16 protein-coding genes are annotated in these 15,234 nt (G+C 73.5%); 7 read left to right on the forward strand and 9 right to left on the reverse strand.

The features are described from left to right. Nucleotides 1–57 precede the first annotated feature (57 nt). Complete coding sequence (locus BMZ50_RS00070) at nucleotides 58–792, forward strand: PIG-L deacetylase family protein (RefSeq protein WP_091319460.1); 735 nt, start codon at nucleotides 58–60, stop codon at nucleotides 790–792. 44 nt (nucleotides 793–836) lie between these two features. Here BMZ50_RS00070 and BMZ50_RS00075 read toward each other — a convergent pair whose 3' ends face one another. Continuing rightward, the gene (locus BMZ50_RS00075; RefSeq protein ID WP_091319464.1) at nucleotides 837–1,514 is read right to left on the reverse strand and encodes a response regulator; all 678 of its coding nucleotides are present in this window, start codon (nucleotides 1,512–1,514) and stop codon (nucleotides 837–839) included. After that, nucleotides 1,511–2,689, reverse strand: a complete 1,179-nt coding sequence (locus BMZ50_RS00080; protein ID WP_091319467.1) for an ATP-binding protein — start codon at nucleotides 2,687–2,689, stop codon at nucleotides 1,511–1,513. The genes BMZ50_RS00075 and BMZ50_RS00080 overlap by 4 nt, the downstream gene beginning before the upstream one ends. 124 nt (nucleotides 2,690–2,813) lie before the next feature. On the opposite strand from BMZ50_RS00080, the gene BMZ50_RS00085 reads away from it, so the two are divergent. Both BMZ50_RS00085 and BMZ50_RS00090 read left to right on the forward strand, forming a co-directional pair. After that, nucleotides 2,814–3,731, forward strand: a complete 918-nt coding sequence (locus BMZ50_RS00085; RefSeq protein ID WP_091319471.1) for a PspC domain-containing protein — start codon at nucleotides 2,814–2,816, stop codon at nucleotides 3,729–3,731. Next, nucleotides 3,724–4,017, forward strand: coding sequence for a hypothetical protein (locus BMZ50_RS00090; RefSeq protein WP_091319473.1), 294 nt, complete (start codon nucleotides 3,724–3,726; stop codon nucleotides 4,015–4,017). Before BMZ50_RS00085 ends, BMZ50_RS00090 begins: the two co-directional genes overlap by 8 nt. Nucleotides 4,018–4,079: 62 nt before the next feature. On the opposite strand, the gene BMZ50_RS00095 is transcribed toward BMZ50_RS00090, so the two are convergent. Then, a complete protein-coding gene (locus BMZ50_RS00095; protein ID WP_091319476.1) occupies nucleotides 4,080–4,664 on the reverse strand; it encodes a dienelactone hydrolase family protein in 585 nt (194 codons plus the stop codon). Nucleotides 4,665–4,727: 63 nt separating this feature from the next. Here BMZ50_RS00095 and BMZ50_RS00100 point away from each other — a divergent pair, with 63 nt between their 5' ends. Continuing rightward, nucleotides 4,728–5,426: a helix-turn-helix transcriptional regulator gene (locus BMZ50_RS00100; RefSeq protein WP_091319479.1), complete on the forward strand. Its 699-nt coding sequence runs from the start codon at nucleotides 4,728–4,730 to the stop codon at nucleotides 5,424–5,426. A 7-nt stretch (nucleotides 5,427–5,433) separates the two neighbouring features. Here the strand turns inward: BMZ50_RS00100 and guaA are convergent, their stop codons facing one another. From guaA to guaB, 3 genes are read right to left on the reverse strand one after another with little or no spacing between them, the layout of a single operon-like run. Then, complete coding sequence (gene guaA, locus BMZ50_RS00105) at nucleotides 5,434–6,996, reverse strand: glutamine-hydrolyzing GMP synthase (protein ID WP_091319483.1); 1,563 nt, start codon at nucleotides 6,994–6,996, stop codon at nucleotides 5,434–5,436. Next, nucleotides 6,996–8,132: a GuaB3 family IMP dehydrogenase-related protein gene (locus BMZ50_RS00110; protein WP_218146029.1), complete on the reverse strand. Its 1,137-nt coding sequence runs from the start codon at nucleotides 8,130–8,132 to the stop codon at nucleotides 6,996–6,998. Before BMZ50_RS00110 ends, guaA begins: the two co-directional genes overlap by 1 nt. Before the next feature lie 2 nt (nucleotides 8,133–8,134). Then, the gene (guaB, locus tag BMZ50_RS00115; RefSeq protein WP_091319486.1) at nucleotides 8,135–9,640 is read right to left on the reverse strand and encodes an IMP dehydrogenase; all 1,506 of its coding nucleotides are present in this window, start codon (nucleotides 9,638–9,640) and stop codon (nucleotides 8,135–8,137) included. A gap of 124 nt (nucleotides 9,641–9,764) precedes the next feature. On the opposite strand from guaB, the gene BMZ50_RS00120 reads away from it, so the two are divergent. Then, nucleotides 9,765–10,157 carry a DUF5319 family protein gene (locus BMZ50_RS00120; RefSeq protein WP_091319489.1) on the forward strand — a complete coding sequence of 131 codons (393 nt, stop codon included), beginning with the start codon at nucleotides 9,765–9,767 and terminating at the stop codon, nucleotides 10,155–10,157. Nucleotides 10,158–10,252: 95 nt separating this feature from the next. Here BMZ50_RS00120 and BMZ50_RS23500 read toward each other — a convergent pair whose 3' ends face one another. Then, entirely contained in the window at nucleotides 10,253–10,585 is a 333-nt protein-coding gene (locus BMZ50_RS23500) for a helix-turn-helix domain-containing protein (protein ID WP_143087037.1), read from the reverse strand. A 294-nt stretch (nucleotides 10,586–10,879) separates the two neighbouring features. Between BMZ50_RS23500 and BMZ50_RS00130 the strand changes: the two genes are divergently transcribed. Further along, complete coding sequence (locus tag BMZ50_RS00130) at nucleotides 10,880–11,746, forward strand: peptidylprolyl isomerase (RefSeq protein WP_245753195.1); 867 nt, start codon at nucleotides 10,880–10,882, stop codon at nucleotides 11,744–11,746. A gap of 195 nt (nucleotides 11,747–11,941) precedes the next feature. On the opposite strand, the gene BMZ50_RS25135 is transcribed toward BMZ50_RS00130, so the two are convergent. Beyond that, entirely contained in the window at nucleotides 11,942–12,703 is a 762-nt protein-coding gene (locus BMZ50_RS25135) for a response regulator transcription factor (RefSeq protein ID WP_143087038.1), read from the reverse strand. Between the two features lie 355 nt (nucleotides 12,704–13,058). On the opposite strand from BMZ50_RS25135, the gene BMZ50_RS00140 reads away from it, so the two are divergent. Then, nucleotides 13,059–13,358, forward strand: a complete 300-nt coding sequence (locus tag BMZ50_RS00140; RefSeq protein ID WP_091319496.1) for a WhiB family transcriptional regulator — start codon at nucleotides 13,059–13,061, stop codon at nucleotides 13,356–13,358. Between the two features lie 134 nt (nucleotides 13,359–13,492). Here BMZ50_RS00140 and groL read toward each other — a convergent pair whose 3' ends face one another. Next, nucleotides 13,493–15,136 carry a chaperonin GroEL gene (groL, locus tag BMZ50_RS00145; RefSeq protein ID WP_091319501.1) on the reverse strand — a complete coding sequence of 548 codons (1,644 nt, stop codon included), beginning with the start codon at nucleotides 15,134–15,136 and terminating at the stop codon, nucleotides 13,493–13,495. Nucleotides 15,137–15,234: the final 98 nt, after the last annotated feature.

Here is a 15,234-nt window from a genome sequence, read left to right on the forward strand (position 1 = left end):
CGAACTGGCCCGCGGTCGGACCGTGGGCCCGCATGACGGCCGCCTAGGCTCCATCGGGTGACCGCATCCCTGTCCCGGAAGCCCGCCGAGCACGTCGAGCGCGCGCTGTGCGTGCTCGCCCACCCCGACGACGTCGACTTCGGCAGTGCCGGCACCGTCGCCACCTGGACGGCGGCGGGCACCGAGGTCACCTACTGCATCGTCACCGACGGTGACGCGGGCGGCTTCGACGACACCCCGCGGCACGAGATGGGGCCGCTGCGCCGGGCCGAGCAGGAGGCCGCCGCCGCAGCGGTCGGCGTGAAGGAGGTCCGGTTCCTCGGTTACCCCGACGGCCGGCTCGAGCTGACCCTCGACCTGCGGCGCGACATCGCCCGGGTGATCCGGGAGGTGCGCCCGCAGCGGGTGCTCACCAGCTCGCCGGAGCGGTTCTACGAGCGGATCGGCGCCAGCCACCCCGACCACATGACCGTCGGCGAGTCCACCCTGCGGGCGGTCTACCCCGACGCCCGCAACCCGTTCGCCTTCCCCGAGCTGCTCGCCGACGAGGGCCTGGAGGCGTGGACGGTCGACGAGGTGTGGTTGACCGCCAGTCCGCGCGCCGACCACGTCGTCGACGTCACCGACGTGGTGGAGCTGAAGTTCGCCGCGCTCAAGAGCCACGTCAGCCAGGTCGGGCACCTCGACGACCTCGAGGGGTTCGTCACCGGCTGGATGCGCGAGACCGCCCGCCGCCTGGGCCTGCCCGAGGGCCGGCTCGGCGAGGCCTTCCACGTCGTCCACACGGCATGATCCGGAGGGGCAGAAATGGCCATTTCTGCCCCTCCGGGCACGGATCAGAGCAGGCGGTTCGTGGCCGCCCAGCGGGTGAGCTCGTTGCGGTTGGACAGCTGCAGCTTGCGCAGCACGTTGGACGCGTGGGACTCCACCGTCTTCACCGAGATGAACAGCCGCGAGCCGATCTCCCGGTAGGTGTAGCCGCGGGCCAGCAGCTGCATGACCTCCCGCTCGCGGGCGCTGAGCAGGTCCAGCCCGGGATCGGTGGCGTCCTCGGGTTCCGGGGCGGACGCCGAGGTCGCGGCGAAGGCGTCCAGCACGAACCCGGCCAGCCGCGGGCTGAACACGACGTCGCCGTCGGCCACCCGGTTCACCGCGTCGCGCAGGTCCGGCCCGGAGATCGTCTTGGTGACGTAGCCGCGGGCGCCGGCCCGGATGACGGCGATGACGTCCTCGGCGGCGTCGGACACCGACAGGGCCAGCCAGCGCACCTCCGGCAGCTCGGCCCGCAGCGCCTCCAGGACCGCCCGGCCGCCACCGCCGGGCAGGTGCACGTCGAGCAGGACGACGTCCGGCACGGTGGCCCGGATGCCCTCGATCGCGCCGGAGACATCGGCGGCCTCGCCGACCACGGCGACGGCGTCCCCCAGCTCGGTGCGCACGCCGGACCGCACCATCGCGTGGTCATCGACGAGGAACACCCGCGTCCTCCCGGGCGAGTGCGCGAGCTCACTCATGCAGCGGCCTCCCTGGGCAGGAACAGCTCCACCTCGGTCCCCTCCCCCGGCGCCGAGCGCACGGTCGCCGTCCCGCCGAGCCGGGCCAGCCGGCCGGTCACCGAGTCCCGCAGCCCGCGCCGGTCGGCCGGCACCGCCGCCGGGTCGAACCCGGCGCCGCGGTCGCGGACGAACACCTCGACCCGTGCGGGGGTCACCTCGGTGTACAGGTCGGCCGACGTCGCGCCCGAGTGCTTCGCCGCGTTCACCAGTGCCTCCCGGGTGGCGGCGCCGAGGGCGACGAGCGCGTCGTCGACCGGGGCGTCCCCGACGACGACCGACTCCACGGTGAGCGCGTGGTCGGCCTCCACCTCGGCGACCATCCCCGCCACCAGCGACGCCCACGTGCCTTCGGTGGCCTTCTCCGGCTCGTAGAGCCAGATCCGCAGCTCCCGCTCCTGGCTGCGGGCCAGCCGGGCGACGGCCGTCGGGTCCTCGGCGTGCCGCTGGATGAGCGCGAGGGTCTGCAGCACCGAGTCGTGCAGGTGGGCGGCGACGGCGGCCCGCTCCTCGGACCGGACGCGGGCGGTGCGCTCGGCCTCCCGGGAGGCGAGCAGCCGGCGCCACAGCGGGGCGGTGGCCAGGGTGATGCCGACCAGGATCACCAGCGTCGCGGCGAAGCCGTTGCGGGCGTTGGCCAGCTGCCCGGTGGTGGCCAGCAGCAGGACCAGCCCGGCCACGCCGAGCAACACGCCACCCGCGAGCACCCAGCGCACCCTCGGGCGGGCCAACGTGCGGTCGGTGTCCAGCTGCCGCCAGATGACCGCCAGCCCGACGCCGACCAGCAACAACGGCAGGACGAGGCTGCCGCTGCCCCAGCTCGACAGCTGGGTCACCAGCACCAGCGCCCCGAGGCCGAGCAGCCCCAACCCCAGAGCCTGCCGGCGGGTGGGTTCCTCGGCCTCCCCCGGCACCACCGGCGAGGCCTCCACGTCGGCGACCGGCATGAAGAACCACAGCAGCGCGTAGGCCACGACGCCGATCCCGGTGGCGGCGAGGACGACGAAGGCCACCCGGACGACCAGCGGATCGGCACGCAGGTGGATCGCCGTCCCCGCGGCCACCCCGGCCAGCAACCGCCCGGAGCGCGGCCGCACCAGCGGCGGCCGCAGCGGCACGAGGGCGGTCGTCGTCACGGCACTGATCGTCGCACCGGCCCACCCTGCCCCGACACCGGTGATCCCCCGGGAGGGCGGACCAGGGTCGGATGGGGGCGTTCCCTGATGGATCCGGGCGCCCGGTGGCGGCAGGGTCGGTGCCATGACATCCGCACCTCCTCCCGCTCCGCCGTCGCCGGACCCACCGGCGACCGCGTACCCGCCGCCGCCCGGGCCGCCGGAGCGGTCGCCGCTGCGGCGCAGCCGCACCGACAAGGTCATCGGCGGCGTCTCCGGCGGCCTGGCCGAGTACAGCGGCATCGACGCGCTGCTCTGGCGGGTCGGCTTCGTCGCCCTCGCGCTGGCCGGCCCCGGCGTCCCCGTCTACCTGCTGCTGTGGATCTTCATGCCGGCCGGGACGACCGGCGCCGGCGAGCACGAGCGGCGCGCCGCCCGCTGGGCCGGGCCGCGCTCGGCGGTGCCGGGGCTGACCCTCGCCGGGCTGCTCATCGCCGTCGGTCTGCTCGCGGCGCTCACCCGGCTCACCGGCTGGGACGTCGGCCCCGTCGGCTTCTTCGGCACCGCGCTCCTGGTGGTAGGCCTCGGCCTGGTCGCCGCGGCCTTCTCCGGCGGACGGCGGGCCAAGGGCGGCCTGATCGCGCTCGGCGTCGTCCTCTCCGTGGCGCTGCTCGCCTCCACGGCCGACTGGAGGCACGTCGACGGTGACGTGGGCGACCGCACGTACCGCCCGCTGACCGCCGCCGACGTCCGCCCCTCCTACGACGGCGGGGTCGGCGACGTCACCCTCGACCTGTCCGACCTCGACGACCTCGGGGCCCTCGACCACCCGGTGACCACGCGGCTGGACGCCGGCGTCGGCGACGTGGAGGTCCTCCTCCCCCGCTCGGCCGACGTCCGGATCACCGTGGACAGCGGGATCGGTGACGTCGACATCCTGGACGGCAGCTCCGACGGCGGCTTCTTCCCGGGCAGAGGAGCGTCCTGGTCCGACGACAGCAGGGAAGAGATCGTGCTCACCATCGACGCCGGCATCGGCAACGTGGAGGTGGACCGTGGCTGACTACAGCGAGTTCCCGACGACGCCCACGGCCTGGCAGGAGCAGGCCTGGCAGGACGTCACCCCGCTGGAGACCGAGGACCCGCCGCAGCCGCACCGTCGCGGTGTCGACCTCACCGCCCTCGTCCCGGGCCTGGTGTTCGTGGTCCTGGCGATCGCCGTGATGGTCGGGGCGGTCCTGCCCTTCGACCTCCTGTTCGACGGGGGCCTGCTCTGGCTGGTGCTGATCGGCGGTGGCCTCGCGCTGCTGGTCACCGAACTACGCCGGGCCCGCCGCCGGCGGCGCTGACCCCGCGGGAGGGCGGAACGGGCGGAGGGCCGGGGAGCGATGCTCCCCGGCCCTCCGCCGTGTCAGGAGGCGATCCGGGCGAGGAACGCCAGGGCCCGGGACCACAGGAGCTCGGTGGCCGGCTCGTCGTACTCGGCCGGCAGGCTCGGGTCGGTGAACAGGTGGCCGGTGACCGGGTGGTCGACGAGCTCGACCGGGCTGCCGCTGCGCCGGACGTCGGAGACGAAGGCGTCCACCCACTCCGGGGAGCGGAGCGGGTCGCGCTCGCCGTAGTGGAGCTGCACGGGGACGCCCCCGGGCCAGGCGTCGGCGCCGAGCACCGCGAGCGGGAGGGCGCCGGAGAAGAGCAGCGCGCCGCCGCAGCGGCGCTGCGTGGCCACGTGCTCGGCCATCCCCGCGCCGTTGGAGAACCCCGCGGCGACGAACCCGTCGGGCAGGTCGCGGACGGCGTCCAGCGCCTGCTGCATCAGCGCCGGGAAACCGATCCGCTCGACGTACGCGGAGGCCTTCGCGTAGTCGTCGAACACCTGCCCGTCGCACTGGTCGACGACGAGCACGTCGTGGCCGGCGGCCCGCAGCCGGGCGGCGGCATCGGTGATGCCGGGGCGGACCCCGAGGGCGGAGTGGAAGAGAGCGATGGAAGCCATGGGAGGAGCGTGGCCGCTCCCTGGTGACACCGTCCTGTCACCGACTCCTGCGAGAATTGCGCCGTGAACCGCACCGACCGGTTGCACGCCCTCAGCGAGGAGCTGCGCCGGGCCGGGCCGCGCGGCCGGACGGCGGAGCGGCTGGCCCGGTGGCTGGAGGTCTCGACCCGGACGATCAAGCGGGACGTCGCCGCGCTGCAGCAGGCCGGGCTGCCGATCTGGGCGACGTCCGGCCCGGGGGGCGGGTACGTGCTCGATGCCGCCGCCACCTTGCCTCCGGTCAACCTCACGCCGGCCCAGGCGGTGGCGGTCGCCGTGGCACTGGCCGGAGCGGAGGACGCACCGTTCGCCGCCGACGGCCGGGCGGCGCTGGAGAAGGTGCTCGACGTCCTGGGCCCCACGGCTCGGCAGGAGGCCGAGCGGCTGGGCGGGCGGGTGTGGGTTCGCGCCCGGCAGCACACCCGCCCGGGGCCGGCAGCGGTCGTCGAGGAGGCACTGGTGCGACGCCGGGTCGCGGCGATCACCTACCGCGATGGAACCGGCCGCGTGTCCCGGCGCCGGGTCGAGCCGCAACTGGTGGCCCGCACGCAGGGCCGCTGGTACGTGCTGGCCTGGTGCCGCGCCCGGGACGCGCCGCGCTGGTTCCGCTGGGACCGCATCGAGGCCGCCGACCTCACCACGGAGACCGCCCCCGAACGCGATCCAGCGGTGTTCGGCACCCCGCCGGCAGACGCCCACGCCGTCCGGCGGCCGACGATCTAGCGGGGACTCACTCCCACTCGATGGTGCCCGGCGGCTTGCTGGTCACGTCGAGGACGACGCGATTGACCTCGGGCACCTCGTTGGTGATGCGGGTCGAGATCTTCGCCAGCACGTCGTAGGGCAGCCGCGTCCAGTCGGCGGTCATCGCGTCCTCGCTGGACACCGGGCGCAGCACGACCGGGTGCCCGTAGGTGCGCCCGTCGCCCTGGACGCCCACCGATCGGACGTCGGCCAGCAGCACCACCGGGCACTGCCAGATCTCGCGGTCCAGCCCGGCTGCGGTGAGCTCCTCGCGGGCGATCGCGTCGGCCCGACGCAGCACGTCCAGGCGCTCCTGGGTGACCTCGCCGACGATGCGGATGCCGAGCCCCGGGCCGGGGAACGGCTGCCGCCACACCAGCGACTCCGGCAGCCCCAGCTGCAGGCCGACCTCGCGGACCTCATCCTTGAACAGCGCCCGCAGCGGCTCGACGAGGGTGAAGGTGAGGTCCTCGGGGAGCCCACCGACGTTGTGGTGGCTCTTGATGTTCGCCGTCCCGGTGCCGCCGCCGGACTCGACGACGTCGGGGTACAGCGTGCCCTGCACGAGGAAGTCGACGGTCTCCCCGTGCGCCTGCGCATCGGCGACGACATCGAGCGCGGCCTGCTCGAAGACCCGGATGAACTCCCGGCCGATGATCTTCCGCTTCTCCTCCGGGTCGCTGACCCCGGCGAGTGCCGAGAGGAACTGCTCGCGGGCGTCGACCACCCGCAGGTCGGCGCCGGTGACGGCGACGAAGTCCCGCTCGATCTGCTCGGTCTCGCCCTCCCGCATCAGCCCGTGGTCGACGTAGACGCAGGTCAGCCGGTCACCGATGGCCCGCTGCACCAGGGCGGCTGCCACGGCGGAGTCCACCCCGCCCGACAGCGCGCACAGCGCCCGGCGGTCGCCGACCTGCACGCGGATCCGCTCCACCTGCTCCTCGACGACGTTGGCCATCGTCCAGGTCGGCTCGAGGCCGGCGATGTCGAAGAGGAAGTGCTCGAGCACCGTCTGCCCGTGCGCGGTGTGCCGCACCTCCGGATGGAACTGCACCCCGGCGAGCTTGCGGTCGACGTCCTCGAACGCCGCGACCGGCGCGCCGGTGGAGGTGGCCGTGACGGTGAACCCGGCCGGGGCCTGGGAGACGGCGTCCCCGTGGCTCATCCACACCGACTGCTCCACCGGCAGCGAGCCGAACAGCTTGCCCGGGGTGGTGACCGTCAGCGGCGTGCCGCCGTACTCGCGGTCGCCGGTGTGCGCCACGGTGCCACCCAGGCTCTGCGCCATCGCCTGGAAGCCGTAGCAGATGCCGAAGGCCGGCACCCCGCCCTCGAAGAGCGCCGGGTCGACCTGCGGAGCGCCCTCGGCGTACACGCTCGAGGGCCCGCCGGAGAGCACGATCGCCGCCGGCTTGCGGGCGAGGATCTCCTCGGCCGGGACGTCGGACGGGACGATCTCGGAGTACACCCCGGCCTCCCGGATGCGCCGGGCGATCAGCTGGGCGTACTGGGCGCCGAAGTCGACGACGAGAACGGTCGGGAAGTCCATCAGTCCGACCGGCCCCCCAGCACGAGGTCGACCCGCTGGAACTCCTTGAGGTCCCGGTAGCCGGTCTTGGCCATCGTGCGGCGCAGCGCCCCGAACAGGTTGGTCCGCCCGTCGGCGCTGTGCGCCTCGCCGAGCAGCACGTCGTGCAGCGACCCCACCGGGTCGACCGGCGCGGAGGTACCGCCGCGTGGCAGCCGCGGATGGGCGGCGACCGAGTCCCACCAGACGCCGCCGCCCGGCGCCTCGGCCGCCGCGCGCAGCGGCTCGCCCAGCTGCACGGCGTCCGCCCCGCAGGCCAGCGCCCGCGCGATGGCGCCGCTGGTCTCGATCCGGCCGTTGGCGATGACGTGCACGTACCGGCCGCCGGTCTCGTCCAGGTAGTCGCGGCGAGCCGCGGCGGCGTCGGCGATGGCGCTGGCCAGCGGCACCCGGATGCCCATGACGGTGTCGGTGGTGGAGTAGCTGTCGGCGCCCACGCCCACGATCACGCCGGCCGCGCCGGTGCGCATCAGGTGCAGGGCGGTCTGGTAGTTCGCCGCCCCGCCCACGATGACCGGGACGTCGAGGTCGGCGATGAACTCCTTGAGGTTGAGCGCGTCTCCGGAGGTGGTGACGTGCTCGGCGGAGACGATCGTGCCCTGGATGACCAGCAGGTCCACCCCGGCAGCCAGCACCGTGGGAGCCAGCTGCAGCGTGTGCTGCGGGGAGACCCGGACGGCGGTGGTGACGCCGGCCTCGCGGATCTCCTTGACCCGGGTGGTGACCAGGTCCGGCTTGACCGGCTCGGCGTAGACCTCCTGCAGCAGCGCCACCGGCGGGGCGCCGTCCCCGGCCGCCTCCCGCAGTCGCCGGTAGACCGGCTCCGGGTCGTCGTAGCGGGTCCACAACCCCTCGGCGTTGAGGACGCCCAGGCCGCCGGCCTGGCCGACGGCGATCGCCGTCGCCGGGCTGACGACGGCGTCCGAGGGGCTGGTCACCAACGGGAAGTCGAACCGGAAGGCGTCGATCTGCCAGGCGGTGGAGACGTCATCGACGTCCCGCGTGCGCCGCGAGGGGACGATGGAGACCTCGTCCAGGTCGTAGCCACGGCGGGCGGAGCGGTTCAGCCCGATGTCGACGGTGTCACGCATGTTCATGGTCAGCGCCCCCGGTAGTTCGGGGCTTCGATGGTCATCTGGATGTCGTGCGGGTGGCTCTCCACCAGCCCGGCCGAGGTGATCCGGGTCAGCTGGCCGCGGTCCTGCAGCTCGGCCACTGTCCCGGCCCCCGCGTACCCCATGGAGGCGCGCAGGCCACCGACGAGCTGGTGGGCCACGCCGGACAGCGGGCCGCGGTAGGGCACCTGGCCCTCGATCCCCTCGGGGACGAGCTTGTCGTCGGAGAGGACGTCGTCGGCGAAGTACCGGTCCCGGCTGAAGGACTGGTTGCCCCGCTTCTGCATCGCGCCCAGCGAGCCCATGCCGCGGTAGGTCTTGAACTGCTTGCCGTTGACGAAGATCAGCTCGCCCGGCGCCTCCTCGACGCCGGCGAACAGGCCGCCGATCATCACCGTGTCCGCGCCGGCGACCAGCGCCTTGGCGATGTCCCCGGAGTACTGCAGCCCGCCGTCGGCGATGACCGGCACCCCGGCCGGCTTGGCGGCCAGCGCGGCCTCGTAGATGGCGGTGACCTGCGGGACGCCGACGCCGGCGACCACCCGGGTGGTGCAGATCGAGCCCGGGCCGACGCCGACCTTGACCCCGTCCACCCCCGCGTCGATGAGGGCCTGCGCTCCGGCGCGGGTGGCGATGTTGCCGCCGACCACCTGCACCGGGAAGTCCTTCTTCACCCGGGCCACCATGTCCAGCACGGCCCGCTGGTGGCCGTGGGCGGTGTCGACCACGAGCACGTCCACGCCGGCCTCGACCAGCAGGCCGGCCCGCTTGTAGGCGTCCTCGCCCACGCCGAGCGCGGCGCCGACCATCAGTCGCCCGTCGGCGTCCTTGGTGGCGTCGGGGTACTGGTCGCGCTTGACGAAGTCCTTGACGGTGATCAGCCCGCGCAGCCGGCCGGCGTCGTCCACCAGCGGCAGCTTCTCGATCTTGTGCCGGCGCAGCAGGTCCAGCGCGGTGTCCGGGTCGACCCCCACCGGCGCGGTGACCAGCGGCATCGGCGTCATGACGTCGCGGACCAGCCGCCGCTGGTCGGTCTCGAACCGCATGTCCCGGTTGGTCACGATGCCCACGAGGACGCCGTCGCCGTCGACCACGGGCGCGCCGGAGATCCGGTAACGGCCCGACAGCGCGTCGACCTCGGCGAGGGTGTTGTCCGGCGAGCAGGTGATCGGGTTGGTCACCATCCCGGCCTCGGACCGCTTCACCAGGTCGACCTGCCCGGCCTGCTCCTCCGCGGCGAGGTTGCGGTGCAGGATGCCGATCCCGCCGACGCGGGCCATGGCGATCGCCATGCGCGCCTCGGTGACGGTGTCCATCGCGCTGGAGACCAGCGGCACGGCCAGCCGGATCCCACGGGTCAGCCGGCTGGCGGTGTCCACCTCGGCCGGGACCACGTCGGACGCGCCCGGGATGAGCAGGACGTCGTCGTAGGTGAGACCGAGCGGGGCGAACTTCGCCGGCAGCTCAGGTACGAACTCGTCGGGCTGCATGGATGCGGCCACCCCTCCGCGATCGGGCCGGCACCCTCCTGGGCGCGCGGGGAACCGATGTCGATCGTAGGCGGCAGCACGTCAGGGGCGGTGTGATCCCCGTCAGAGCACTACCGTGGCAGGCGTGAGTTCGTTCGATGACGGCCCCGACTTCGGGGGCACCGACCGGCCGGGTCCGCCGCCGCTGACCATGGAGGAGCGGGCCGGTGTGCTGGACGACCTCGCCGAGCTCGAGGTGTTCCGCACGCTGCTGGAGCCCAGCGGGATCAAGGGCATCGTCGTCGACTGCCCCGACTGCGACGAGGAACACCACGTCGACTGGGCGCTGATGCAGGCCAACCTGCGCCAGCTGCTCGAGGAGGGGCAGACCGGCCGGCACGAGCCGCCCTTCGACCCGGACCCCGACGACTACGTCAGCTGGGACTACGCCAGCGGCTACGCCGACGGCGTGGCGGCGATGGCCGAGCGCGAGGAGCCGGGCTCCGGCCGCAGCGGCAAGCACGCCCGCGACGACTGAGCACACCGCGGTCCTCCGGACCGCGGTGCCACCGCGTCACCGTCACCGCTGAGCCTGCCCGGACCGCGGGGCGACTGTGGGAGTGCTGTGGGTGTTCAGCCCTCGGGCGGGCGGCCGGCGATCTGCCCGTTGCTCAGGCCGGTCGCCCGCAGGCCGAGCACCTCCCGCTCGCGGTCGGTGAGCCCGGGGAACGCGCCGAGCGCGTCACCGTCGGGGCTCAGGCGGGCCAGCGCACCACCGCCGACCCCGCGGCCGAGGATCGTCTCGCCGTCGGCCACGGCCTCCAGCGCGCGGATCTGGGCCCGGCTGGCGCCCCTGACCAGGTAACCGCGGGTGGCGGTGCGACATCGTCCAGCTCCGCGTGACGGCAGTTGGCGGTCACTGGTCACATGCGTGCCGGCCTCGGGCGACGCGACGGGTGAACTCACACCATCTCCAGCCGTGAGCAGTGCGGAACCTTCCACAGCATCTGGCCACCGCGGTCCCGTTTCGGAATCATCACGCCGGCCTTCGGGACAACCGGCGCACCGGTGCACAGGGAGAACGATGAACAGGACAGGATTCATGCGGTCGGCAGCGGTTGCCCGGCTGCCGCGGAGCGCGTGTTGAGCACGCCCGGCGGCTGGCCTCCGCCCGAGCAGCGCGGCCCTGGGTGGAACGCTCCACGCTGGGACGACCGGACGGCCAGCCAGGAGCCGCCGCCGGGTCTTGCGCTCACCATCGTGATCACGGTCCTGTTCGGGCTGTTCGGCCTCATCCCCGCCGCGCTTGCGGCCAGCCGGGCACGGAAGACGGGCCACTCGGAGAACCGCTACTGGATCGCGTTCGGCGTCAGCCTCATCGGATCGGTGGCCCTGTACATCGTCGCCGTCTTGGGGGTGCTCTCCCTCTTCGTGACCACCGTCGGGAGCTCCGACACCCCCAGCGCCTTCACCCCCGACTCCGTCCCCGCGCCCTCCACCGACTACATCCCCGCGCCGACCGCGACCAATGCCGACGGCACCGTGGCGTGCAACTTCATCCCCGACACGTCGGGCAACGTCAACATCATCGACGTGGGCACCCCGCCGGACGCGGCGCGCACGCCCACCACCGGCACCTCCACGCTGTTGATGAGCACCGGGCAGGGCGACCTCACGCTCACCCTCGACCGGGCCACCGCGCCCTGCGCCGTGTCCAGCTTCACCTTCCTGGCTCAGCAGGGCTTCTTCGACGGCAGCCCATGCCACCGGGAGGTCAACCAGGAGACCTTCGGTGTGCTGCAGTGCGGCGACCCGTCGGGCACCGGGCAGGGCGGGCCGAGCTACAAGTACGGCCAGGAGGTCACCGCCTCCACGGCCTATCCGCGCGGCACGATCGCGATGGCGAACAGCGGCCAGGTGAACTCCACCGGCAGCCAGTTCTTCCTGTGCTTCACCGACACGCAACTGCCCCCCGACTACACCGCCGTCGGCACCGTCGACGAGGCCGGGCTGGCCGTGCTGGACACGATCGCCGCAGCGGGCAACGACGGATCATTCGAGCCCAGCCCCGGCGGCGGCGCACCCAACATCCCCGTGGTCATCACGGCGATGACCACACAAGACTGACCGACTTCGCCAGGAGGCGAAGTGACCCGTCCCGGCTGAGGGCACCTCCGCAGCCGGGTGACAGCAACCGGCTGCGGCTCCTGGTGGCTGGCTGATCGGTGGAGTACGTGGCCAGATCGACCGGATGTCCCACCGAGGACGTTGGTGCTGACTAGAGCTGGGAAGTGCCAACTGAAGGTGGGAATCTCAACCGCGTCACTGCATCATGCCGCGACGGAAGCCGGTGGCCACCGCCTCGGCGCGGTCCTTGGCGCCCAGCTTGCGGAACAGCCGGCGGGCGTGGGTCTTGATGGTGTCCTCGGAGAGGTAGAGCTCCCGGCCGATCTGGGCGTTGCTCTTGCCCTGGCTCATGCCGGTGAGCACCTGCATCTCCCGCATCGACAGGCTGACCGGCGCGACCTCGCGCACGGTGGAGCGCACCGTCGTGGGCGTACTCCCCGCCAGCGGGGAGGCGCCGTTCCAGGACGAGAAGGAGCCCGGACCGCCGGATGACGCGCCGACCGAGGCCAGCGGGACCGGCTGGTGCGGGATCGCCGGCGCCGGACCCCGCCCGTCCACGCGCAGGCCCACCCGGGAGAGCCCCAGGCCCATCTCGAGGGCGGTGGCGTCCCAGCGCAGGTAGCCGCGGGCACCGACGGCGACCGCCGCGCGCACGGTCTCGGCGTCGTCGGGCGCGCCGAGGACGAGAACGGGCAGCCGCGGATGGGCCCGCAGCGCCTGGGTGGCGACGGTGAGCCCGGAGTCGGTGGCCCGCTGGGTGCCGATCAGGAGGACGTCGGGCATCCGGGTGGCCAGCCGGGCCATGAGCGCCGCGGCCTCGCCGATGACCTCCACCCGGCCGACGAAGGGCAGCGCCACGAGGCGGCCCGCGATGTCGTCCCGGACCCGGCGACGCTCGTCGTAGACCCACACGGTGGTGGCACCGTGGCCGGGAACGCGCATCCTGTCGTCGATCACGCCTGCTCCTCGCTCTCCCGGCCGCACCGCGCCTGCCGGGTCCCCACCGCCCGGGGATTCCCCCGGTCGGGTGTCGCTCGGGCGGGCGGGCCCCGTAAGGGGCCCCCGTCGCCGTCACCGTGGTCACACCGCGCACCCGACGGGTGACGGGGTGTCCCACGCCGGTGTTCGGCACGACCTGAGGCCACCTTGATCGACTGCGGCGGGTGGCGACAGCGGCTCTCACCCAGCAGGGGGAGGAGGGAGCCGGGAAAATGCGGGGTCGCTGTGTGTTTGATCCAGGGATCCCTCGGGCACCGGCCCCCTTGCAGCCGGACCGCCCCCTCCGGCTCGCACCGAGCCGAGGAGGACCGACATGGCCGACATTCGCCGACTCCCCACCCCCGTTGCGGAGGTCTGGGATTGGCAGCTGCACGGAGCCTGCCGTGGCGAGAGCACGACCCTGTTCTTCCACCCCGACGGAGAGCGCGGCCCCGCCCGGGCCCGGCGCCAGGCGGCGGCCAAGGCCGTCTGCGCCCGCTGCCCCGTCGTCGACGCCTGCCTCCAGCACGCGCTGGCCGTCCGCGAGCCCTACGGGGTGTGGGGCGGGATGAGCGAGGAGGAGCGGGCCCGGCTGATCGCCGCGGAGCCCGCAGCGGTCGCCGCGGGGGTCTGAGCCTCCCCACACACGTACGAGAGGGCCCGGTCCAGACGATCTGGACCGGGCCCTCGTCGTTCGGTGCTGGAGCGGCCTCCTTCAGGGCCCCGCCGCGAGCCTGCGAGTGGTGGGGCCCTGAGGGAGGTCCTTCGTCAGTGGCTGTGCCCGTGGCCGTGCGAGTGGCCGTGGGTGTGGTGCCCGCCGCCGGCGTGCTCGTGCTCCACCTCCGGCGCCTCGACGACCGCCGAGTCGGTGGTGAGCACCATCGCGGCGATCGAGACGGCGTTGTTCAGCGCGGCCTTGGTCACCTTGACCGGGTCGATGACGCCCTGGGCGGCCAGGTCACCGAACTCCCCGGAGGCAGCGTTGAAGCCCTGGCCGACGCCGGCCTCGCGCACCTTGGCGACCACGACCGGGCCCTCGAAGCCGGCGTTGGCCGCGATCCGGGACAGCGGGGCGTCCAGCGCCCGCTGGACCGCCCGGGCACCGGTCAGCTCGTCGCCGGTCAGGTCGAGGGAGTCGACGGCCGCGGCGGCGTGCACCAGCGCCGAGCCGCCGCCGGGGACGACACCCTCCTCCACCGCGGCGCGGGTGGCGGCGATCGCGTCCTCGATGCGGTGCTTCTTCTCCTTCATCTCGACCTCGGTCGCCGCACCGACGCGGATGACACCGATGCCGCCGGCCAGCTTGGCCAGCCGCTCCTGCAGCTTCTCGCGGTCCCAGTCGGAGTCGGTGGCCTCGATCTCGCGGCGGAGCTGCGCCACGCGGTCGCCGATGGCCTCGCCGGTGCCGCCGCCGTCGACGATCGTGGTGTCGTCCTTGGTGACGGTGACCCGCCGGGCGGTGCCGAGCACCTCCAGGCCGACCGAGTCGAGCTTGAGGCCGACGTCCTCGCTGACCACCTGGCCGCCGGTGACGACGGCGAGGTCGGTCATGAACGCCTTGCGCCGGTCGCCGAAGTAGGGCGACTTGACCGCGACGACCTTGATCGTCTTGCGGATGGAGTTGACCACGAGGGTGGACAGCGCCTCGCCCTCGACGTCCTCGGCGACGATCACCAGCGGCCGGCCGCCGGTGGACATCACCTTCTCCAGCAGCGGGAGCAGGTCGGCGAGGGCGCTGATCTTGCCGCTGACCAGCAGCACGAGCGCGTCCTCGAAGACGGTCTCCATCGCCTCCTGGTCGGTGACGAAGTAGGGCGAGAGGTAGCCCTTGTCGAACTGCACGCCCTCGGTGACGTCGAGCTCGGTGGAGAGGGTGTTGCTCTCCTCGACGGTGATGACGCCGTCCTTGCCGACCCGCTCCATGGCCTCGCCGATCAGCCGGCCGACCTCGGCGTCCTGCGCGGAGATCGTCGCGACGCCGGCGATGGCGTCCTGCTCGAAGACGGGGATCGCGACCTTGTCCAGGGCCGTCGAGACGGCGCCGGCAGCCGCGCGCATGCCCGCGCCGAGGGCCATCGGGTTGGCGCCGGCGGCGACATTGCGCATGCCCTCGTGCACCAGGGCCTGGGCCAGCACGGTGGCGGTGGTGGTGCCGTCACCGGCGACGTCGTTGGTCTTGGTGGCAACGCTCTTGGCCAGCTGGGCGCCGAGGTTCTCGTACGGGTCCTCGAGGTCCACCTCGCGGGCGATGGTGACGCCGTCGTTGGTGATGGTGGGCGCGCCGAACTTCTTGTCGAGGACGACGTTGCGCCCGCGCGGGCCGAGGGTCACCTTGACCGCGTCGGCGAGCTTGTCCACACCGCGCTCGAGCGCACGGCGGGCGTCCTCGTTGAACTTGATGATCTTGGCCATGGGGCCCTTCCGCTCAGGGGGAACTGGAGGGAGACGCCGACCGCCCCGGGACCCGGTCTTGATCGGGTCGCCGGGGCGGTTGCGTGCGAGCTCGCGAG

This window comes from Geodermatophilus ruber, from assembly GCF_900114385.1.
In the GTDB taxonomy this organism is placed as follows: Bacteria; Actinomycetota; Actinomycetes; order Mycobacteriales; family Geodermatophilaceae; genus Geodermatophilus; species Geodermatophilus ruber.

Bases quoted from the DNA above. Each gene is read 5' to 3' on its own strand.
- guaA (WP_091319483.1), bottom strand. From the start codon at position 6,996: ATGGACTTCCCGACCGTTCTCGTCGTCGACTTCGGCGCCCAGTACGCC.
- BMZ50_RS00075 (WP_091319464.1), bottom strand. From the start codon at position 1,514: ATGAGTGAGCTCGCGCACTCGCCCGGGAGGACGCGGGTGTTCCTCGTC.
- groL (WP_091319501.1), bottom strand. From the start codon at position 15,136: ATGGCCAAGATCATCAAGTTCAACGAGGACGCCCGCCGTGCGCTCGAG.
- BMZ50_RS00110 (WP_218146029.1), bottom strand. From the start codon at position 8,132: ATGAACATGCGTGACACCGTCGACATCGGGCTGAACCGCTCCGCCCGC.
- BMZ50_RS00085 (WP_091319471.1), top strand. From the start codon at position 2,814: ATGACATCCGCACCTCCTCCCGCTCCGCCGTCGCCGGACCCACCGGCG.
- BMZ50_RS00095 (WP_091319476.1), bottom strand. From the start codon at position 4,664: ATGGCTTCCATCGCTCTCTTCCACTCCGCCCTCGGGGTCCGCCCCGGC.
- BMZ50_RS00140 (WP_091319496.1), top strand. From the start codon at position 13,059: ATGGCCGACATTCGCCGACTCCCCACCCCCGTTGCGGAGGTCTGGGAT.
- guaB (WP_091319486.1), bottom strand. From the start codon at position 9,640: ATGCAGCCCGACGAGTTCGTACCTGAGCTGCCGGCGAAGTTCGCCCCG.